General features: G+C 65.2%; 6 protein-coding genes. 2 read left to right on the top strand and 4 right to left on the bottom strand.

Annotated elements, in window-relative coordinates; all coding sequences use genetic code 11:
• Window positions 1-231 precede the first annotated feature (231 nt).
• Together GPA21_RS18130 and GPA21_RS18125 are read left to right on the top strand one after the other, a co-directional pair.
• Window positions 232-1,416: an MFS transporter gene (locus tag GPA21_RS18130; RefSeq protein ID WP_168989505.1), complete on the top strand. Its 1,185-nt coding sequence runs from the start codon at window positions 232-234 to the stop codon at window positions 1,414-1,416.
• 122 nt (window positions 1,417-1,538) lie between these two features.
• Window positions 1,539-2,000 carry a ProQ/FINO family protein gene (locus tag GPA21_RS18125; RefSeq protein ID WP_168989504.1) on the top strand — a complete coding sequence of 154 codons (462 nt, stop codon included), beginning with the start codon at window positions 1,539-1,541 and terminating at the stop codon, window positions 1,998-2,000.
• A gap of 39 nt (window positions 2,001-2,039) precedes the next feature.
• Here the strand turns inward: GPA21_RS18125 and GPA21_RS18120 are convergent, their stop codons facing one another.
• The 4 genes from GPA21_RS18120 to GPA21_RS18105 form a co-directional block, all read right to left on the bottom strand.
• On the bottom strand, window positions 2,040-3,671 hold the full coding sequence (locus GPA21_RS18120) for an ATP-binding domain-containing protein (RefSeq protein ID WP_168989503.1): 1,632 nt from the start codon (window positions 3,669-3,671) through the stop codon (window positions 2,040-2,042).
• Between the two features lie 75 nt (window positions 3,672-3,746).
• Window positions 3,747-4,241, bottom strand: coding sequence for an Hsp20/alpha crystallin family protein (locus GPA21_RS18115; protein WP_168989502.1), 495 nt, complete (start codon window positions 4,239-4,241; stop codon window positions 3,747-3,749).
• A gap of 76 nt (window positions 4,242-4,317) precedes the next feature.
• Window positions 4,318-5,727 carry a TonB-dependent receptor gene (locus GPA21_RS18110; RefSeq protein ID WP_168989507.1) on the bottom strand — a complete coding sequence of 470 codons (1,410 nt, stop codon included), beginning with the start codon at window positions 5,725-5,727 and terminating at the stop codon, window positions 4,318-4,320.
• Between the two features lie 159 nt (window positions 5,728-5,886).
• The coding region (locus tag GPA21_RS18105; protein ID WP_422614176.1) for a toxic anion resistance protein at window positions 5,887-7,068 on the bottom strand (1,182 nt) is incomplete at its 5' end.

Here is a 7,068-nt window from a genome sequence, read left to right as displayed (position 1 = left end):
GTGATGCTCGTCGGCGAACAGGTCGGTCTTGATGGCGGTGCGTTTCTTCATGGCTGGCGGCAGAGAACGAAATCAGGACAATCCAATTTTACCAATCACAGAGGTGCCGAGGTTTTTCGAGGCGCCCATAAGTCAAGAATAAATTTGTGCGCCGCAACAAAACAGGATGCAAGCAAAGCCCGCCATGCGCCCCTGTGCGGCGCCACTGGCTGCTCCCGGGGGCGATAGGCGATGCGTCTACTCCCGGTCGCGGTCGTCATCTATCTGCTGATGCTCCCGGTCACTGGCATGGTGCCGGTGCTGTCCGGTCTTACTGCTGATCGCTATCCCGAGACCGGTGACCTAGCCCGACACCTGTTCATGTCGATCAACATGATCGGCGCGTTGATCGCCGCCCCCTTCGCGGGCCTGCTCTCCGACAGCCTGGGCAGACGCGTGCCACTCATTGCGGCGGCGTTCGCACTGAATGGCCTCAGTCTGCTGATGATCTCAGGCGACTGGTCATATGGCGTGATGCTCGCGTGGCGTTTCGTCGAAGGCTGCGCGCACATGACCGCGCTGTCGCTGTTGATGACGCTCGGCGCCGATCACGCCCGCCGCGAAAGCCTCGGCGTGACCATGGGTGGCGTCGGTGCGGCAGTGAGCCTGGGAGTGGCCAGCGGCGCCCCGCTCGGTGGCCTCCTCGGGGCGGGCGCGGCGACTGACGTGCCGTGGTTGGGCGGCTGGCTGATGTTCGCGGTCGCGGCCGCCGTGCCTTTCGTACTGCGTGAGCCGGACGAGAAGCCGCACCGCATGAAGCCCCGTGCCTTGATCGCCGCGTTGACCGCCAACCGCCTGCTTGCGGTTCCTTACGCCTTCGCCTTTGTTGACAGGCTTACGGTCGGTTTCATCGTCTCGACATTTTCCCTTTACCTGGCGAGCGTAATGGGCTTCGATGCGCCCCGGATCGGTCTGGTCATGGCGGCCTTTCTGATTCCGTTCTCGTTGCTTACCTGGCCTTCCGGTGCCCTGTGCCGGTACTGGGACCGGTTGGGCATGATGATTGCCGGGAGCGTCCTTTACGGCGTCTTCCTGGTTACCCTTGGCCTGGCGGATGCCGGCGCGATGGTCTGGGTGATGGCCGCGGGTGGCGTGGTCGCCGCGCTGATGTACGCGCCGACCTTGGTATTGACTGCGGAGCTCGCAGGTCCGGGCCAGCGGGCGAGCACGATGGCAGGATTCAACATCGCCGGTTCGATCGGTTTTGCCCTCGGACCGCTGCTTGCCGGTACGCTGGTCGGCTTGTTCCGGTCAATGGGCATGGACCCGTATCTGCCTGTCTTCGTCATTATTGCGGCGATCGAAGTCGGGGTTGCGTTGGCGATGCTGCCGCTCTGGTTGCGCCGCCGGCGCGAGGCCGCCGCGCCGGGCGCCTGACCGAGCGCGCTCCATCCCTTCGGACCACAAGCGCGTGTCCAGGCGCATTCGGCCCTGGATTCGTGCGATCATCACGTATCGGGCCGCGTGGCCCGACCGTTTACGACTCCGCATCCTTCGCCATGACAACCGAAGCAACCCCCGCCCAGCCAGCCTCAGCCGACGTCAAGCAGCCTGGCCCGACGCCCCGCGAACTTCTGGAGCGTTTGCAGGAGATCTCCCCTGCCTTCAAGGAATGCCGTCCGCTAGCGCTGCGCATCGACAAGGCCGTAATGGAGCGCTTTCCCGACGTCGACAAGAAGGTAGTGCGCACCGCGATGCGGATGCATACCGGCTCGACTCGCTACCTCAAGGCGCTGGAAAAGGCCACCCACCGATACGACCTGGACGGCAACCCGGACGCCGAGCTCACCGACGAGCACCGCGCCCATGCGGCGCAAACCCTCAAGGAACGCTTCGCAGAGGTCGCCAAGCGCAAGCGCGAGCAGCAGAAGGCCGAAGCCGAGCGCCAGCGTGCCGAGCAGGCCGAGCAACGCAAGGCCGAGAAGCTTCAGCAGTTGATGCAGAAGTTCGGGTCGCGCTGAATTCGAAGGTCGTTTTGGGGGCGCCTGCCTCAGCCTTGGTCAGTTCCTCTGCAGGGCTCGACGGGACCGTTCCGACATCACCATGATCAGCTTCATGCTCGCGCGGGTCGCGCCGACGAAGAGCTTGCGCAGGGTGCGCTCGTCCAGCGTGTCGAAGTCGATCTCGGTGAAGATCACGCAGGGGGCCGCCTGGCCCTTGAAGCGGTGCACCGAATCAATGAGCACGTCGCCTTCGGTGAATTCCGGATTTCCGAGCAGGTCGTAGCGGCCGGTGAAGGCGCGCAGGTTGTGCGGGCCGAGGCGGTCGTAGGGCGTGAACGCCGAGTGTTCGCGGCCGCGGAAGGTGACCAGCGCGATGTGCTGGCGCTTGAAGCCGACGCCGATTGCGCGGGTGATCGCGCGCTTGGTGGCATCGAGCAGGCCGCGCGGGTCCTCCCAGGTCAGGGTCTCCAGCCCCGAGCCGGTGAGCGGGCTGCCCGGCTCCACCGCCTCGGGCAGTGTCAGCATCCGGTTGAGGGTTTCGACGATGTCGGCCGGGCTGCGATAGTTGCGCTGGCTGCTGATGCCAACCCAGCCTGGCAGCGCAACTGGCGGACGGTCGTAGAGGTTCTGCATCGGATCTTCCAGCCACCACGCGCGGCCGTCCTCTTTCAGCAGGCCGAGCAGATGGTCGCGCCAGCCCTCGCGGAAATCCTGACCCTCGTCGATGATGATTTCGTCGAAGCGCCAGCGTTCGGGCGGTGTCAGCGAGGCCGCGAGGCGTTCGACTTCGCCGAAGGCGCCCGGGCGGGAGAAATCCGGCTGATGGCCGGCATCGCGGACCATGCGCACGCACAGCTGATGATAGGTGGCGACTTCGCCGCCCGTCGGCGCGATCAGCGAGATGTGGTCGGCGAGCGGGCGGTTGTAGCAGACGTAGAGCGGGCGCCTGCCGGCTTCGATGGCGTCGCGGAACACCGCCATCGCGAGCTGGGTCTTGCCGCTGCCCGCGGTGCCGGTGACCCGCAGTCGGAACGGGTTCATTTCAATGCGGCGCGCCCACTCCGCGAGTCCACCGGAAAGCCGCGTGTACAGCGCTTCTGCCTGGCCGACGATGGCATTGACCTCCGGCACGAGCTCAAGCTCGTCGGCGAGAAAGCGTTCGATGTCCTCGACCAGCGCGGGCTCGGGGGTGTCGTCGCGCACCAGGCTGAGCACGATGGCCGCGAGCTGTTCGCGACGGCCGGCGTCGACAATGCGCGCTGGATCGATGCCGGCGGTGCCCGGCTGACGCACGGTATAGTCGGGGCAGTAGAGCAGGGTGTCGAGTTGTGGCTTGCGACCGTCGAGAAAGGTCTGCAGCCGTGCGCGAAGATGGTCGGCGTTGCGCGCGAGCTGCGCGGAAACGTTCTTGCGGCTGCGCGAGTAGGTCTTGACCAGACCCTCGGGCGTCTCGTCGAGAAAGCCCGACTTCTGCTCGATCAGCAGCAGGTGCCCGCTCGGGCCGACGACGATGAAATCGACCTCGCCGAAGAGCGCGTGCTCACGCTGCACCCGCGTCCAGTGCACGCCGTGCCAGATCGAGCACGCCTCCGGCAGGGTGTCCGCGAGTGCCGAAAGCGTTTCGATCTCGCGTGCGAGTGCGCCCTCGGCGGGAACGTTTCGCCAGCCTTCCGGGTGGGTGCGTGCCATGGCGGTTTCATGAATGTCAGGACAAACCGGATCTTAACCCGCCCAGTCGCTCTCTCGCCCGGACAGCCGACCGGGTCAGTCGCCGTCGATGGGCAGGCGTTTGCCGCGACGATCCTCTGCGCGCGGTAGCTCGATGCTGAGCACACCCCGCCGGTAATTCGCGCTGGCCTTGTCGGCCAGGACCGGCCCGGGCAGCGGGATGATGCGCTGGAAGCTGCCATAGGCGCACTGGCGGATGTGGTAATGCCCTTCGGTCCGCTCCTCGCTCATCCGCTTCTCCCCGCGCACGTAGAGCACGTCGTCTCGGACGTCGACTTCGAAATCTTCCTTGTTCATGCCGGGGATTTCAATCCGCACCCGGAAGCGGTCCTGCTCTTCGACAACGTCACCGGCGAGCACTGCCCAGTCTGGTGCGCCGACAACGGTGTCGCCGCTTTCGGGTGAGCCATGTCGCGTCGGGTTGAACCGGGTCAGCGCTCCCGCGGCGCGGTCGCGCAGACGGCGCCAGCCGTCCGCGATGCCCTGCCAGGTTTCCTCGAGCCCGTGCTTGAACTGTTCGAGCCTTTCCATCGTGAAAGCCCTCCTTGAGTGACTGCTCTGTTACTCAATATGGGCCGTGTCACATGAAGGTTCAAGCTGGTTTAGCTCATTCGCTTTCGAAGCCGAGCAGGCGCCGCTCGACGATGCGCTCGGCGACTGCCTTGGGTACCGCGGTCTCCCAGTCGCCCCGGCCACGTCTGAGGCCGGCCAGTACTTCGCTGGCGTCGATGTGCAGCAGGCTTTCATCGTAATGTTCAATGCCCACGAGCTTGCCGTTTTCCACCAGATGGGCGAGCAAATGACGCAGATTGGCCGGTACCTTGACGGTGTCCAGCGTGATCAGCTCGTCCTGCCCGCGCGGGCGAGAAGGGTAGGTGTAGACATGGGTGTTGTCCGGGAACAGCTTGCCGAAGGCCTCGAGCATCCCGCCTTCGAGGCCGTCGTAGTATTTCTCGTCGAACAGCGGTTCGAAGTCGCGCACGCTGAGCACGATGCCGATCGGCTTCTGGGTGTAGCGGCGCAGGTAGGCGCGCAATCGGAAAAAGCGCACATAGTCCGAGATCATCACCGTATAGCCGAGCGAGGCGAGCAAATCGACCCGGGCAAGGAAATCGGCATTGTCCACGTTGTCGCCGGAGATCAGCGAATTGATCGTGATCTCGGCCAGCGATACCAGCTGCGACTGGTCCACCGCCTCAACCTCGCAGAACTGGCGCTGGCCGGCGGTCATCATGTCGGTATTGACCAGCGTCACCGGCTTGAAGCTGCCGCGCATCACCAGCACCGGTTTGCGGTAGAACAGCTCGCCGGGCACCACGACCTCTCCGTCCGGGTTGAACACCACCGCGCGGGTCAGCCAGCTGCGGATCAGGTGCAGGTTCATCAGCCGGTTCTCGACTTCTTCGAAGTAGGGGCCGGCGAAGTGGATCACGTCCACCTCGATGCGATCCGACCCGAGCCCGTCGGCAAGTCCCTCGACGATCCATTCCGGATGGGTGTGGTTGAAGAAGGCGCCATGGATGAGGTTGACGCCCAGAATGCCCAGCGCCTCGGACTGCAGGGCGTTGTCGTTGTCGAGCATGCGTACGTGCATGACGATGTCGCTGGGCTCGGCTCCCGGATGCAGTTGCAGGCGCAGGCCGATCCAGCCGTGGCATTCGTTCTTCTGCTTGAAGCTGCGTGCAGTGACCGTCGCCGCATAGGCGAAGAAGGTGGTGTTCTTGGGCCGGACCTTGGAGAGACGGGAGACGACCTGGTCGAACTCCTTTTCCAGCATCTGCATCAGCCTTGCCCGACTCACGTAGCGGTCTACCGGGCCGTAGATGTCGTCGCTGACCGCCATGTCATAGGCCGACATGGTCTTGGCGATCGTGCCGGCCGCCGCGCCCACGTGGAAGAAGCGTCGCGCCACTTCCTGCCCGGCGCCGATCTCGACGATGGAGCCATACTTGAACTTGTCGAGATTGACCGCCAGTGCCTTCTGGTCGGTGGTCAGCGTGGTGTCGCGGCGTGTGATCATGAGGCGCTTCTTCCAATAGTCCAGACGCGCAATGATAGCGTGCACCGCATGAGCTGCTGCCGCAGCGGGCGGCAGTGCTACCCGGGCGGCATCCCTTGCGGTCGCGCCGTTCGTCGCCGTCGTGATGCCTGCGCCTGAGGCGCAGGCATGTCGCTGTCAGTCGAGCTGGTTCCGGGTGGCTGCGGCGTTGCCCTCATCCATGCGCGTGATCGCCTCGTTGCCACGGCTTGCCAGCGTCTCGAGCCGCTCGATCTGTGCATCCAGTCTGGGCAGGGCGTCGCGACGATATCGCGAGACCTCGTCGATGGCGCCGAGCACGTCGCCGAAGGCCTGCTCGAGCGCCGCCATGTCCAGCATGGTCGAGGCGGCCCGATTCTGGATGTCGGCCCCCTGGCTGCGCAGGGCCTTGGCGGTGCCGGCAATCAACGAGGACGTCGTGTCGTTGAGGGCCTCGATGCGATCGAGCACGAGGCGCTGGTTGGCCAGCGCCAGGGCGGTGGTGACCGCGACGTTGAGTGCCGACACCGTGACGTTGATCGCCCGTGTCACCCCCCTGACCAGCTCGCGGTTGTTGCGGATGATGACCTCCAGCGCGAGCACGCCCTGCTGACAAACGGTGAGCTGCTGCTGCAGGTCCACGATGCGCTGGCGCAGCGGAAACTGCAGCTCCTCCTGGATGAAACCGCGCTGTGCGTCGTCCGCTCGTGCTGCCTCAGTCTCCAGCCGCGTGTCGATGAGTCGGCCGAGCGCGACCTGTCGTTCGAGTTGCATGATCAGTTGGCGCAGTTCGTTCTGGTCGTCGGCCAGGGTCACGTTGTCCCGGCGGAGCATGCCGGCCCCGGCGTCGAGATCGTGAATGATGCGGTCGATGGCCTCCTGGGCGTTTTCGAAGCGCGCGAAATAGCGCTGCAGCTTGTTGCCGACGCCGGGAATAAAGGACAGCGCGCGTGCGAGGCCGCCGGTGGACAAGTCGTGGCGTGAAGGGTCGAGCTCCTGCATCTTGCCGCGCAGTTCGACCAGTGCGTTTGCCACCGCGCCGCCCTCATCGCCCTCATGGGCGAGACGCCGGATCGGGGTTTGCAGCATCGCGCTGCGATGCGCGGCACGACGCTGGATGTCGCCCCCCATGTCGTCTATCGCCGCACGCTGCTCGCCGGTGCGTTGTTGCTCGGATGCCAGCACCTGGCGAACGAAGTCGTCGGCAAGTCTTTCCAGCTCTGCATCTCCGGCGGTGGGCGTTTCGACTGGCGTCTGGAGATCGCGCTCGATCTCGTCGATCGGGGGCAGCGATAGCCGGGCGCCGGACTGACCGGATTCGGGGCGGGCGGGGTCCTGAGT

Source organism: Azoarcus taiwanensis, from assembly GCF_012910885.1.
In the GTDB taxonomy this organism is placed as follows: Bacteria; Pseudomonadota; Gammaproteobacteria; order Burkholderiales; family Rhodocyclaceae; genus Azoarcus_F; species Azoarcus_F taiwanensis.
This window is presented reverse-complemented; position numbering and strand designations above follow the sequence as displayed.

Excerpts from the sequence above, each read along its gene's own strand:
- GPA21_RS18125 (WP_168989504.1), top strand. The coding sequence starts at position 1,539 with ATGACAACCGAAGCAACCCCCGCCCAGCCAGCCTCAGCCGACGTCAAG.
- GPA21_RS18115 (WP_168989502.1), bottom strand. The coding sequence starts at position 4,241 with ATGGAAAGGCTCGAACAGTTCAAGCACGGGCTCGAGGAAACCTGGCAG.
- GPA21_RS18120 (WP_168989503.1), bottom strand. The coding sequence starts at position 3,671 with ATGGCACGCACCCACCCGGAAGGCTGGCGAAACGTTCCCGCCGAGGGC.
- GPA21_RS18130 (WP_168989505.1), top strand. The coding sequence starts at position 232 with ATGCGTCTACTCCCGGTCGCGGTCGTCATCTATCTGCTGATGCTCCCG.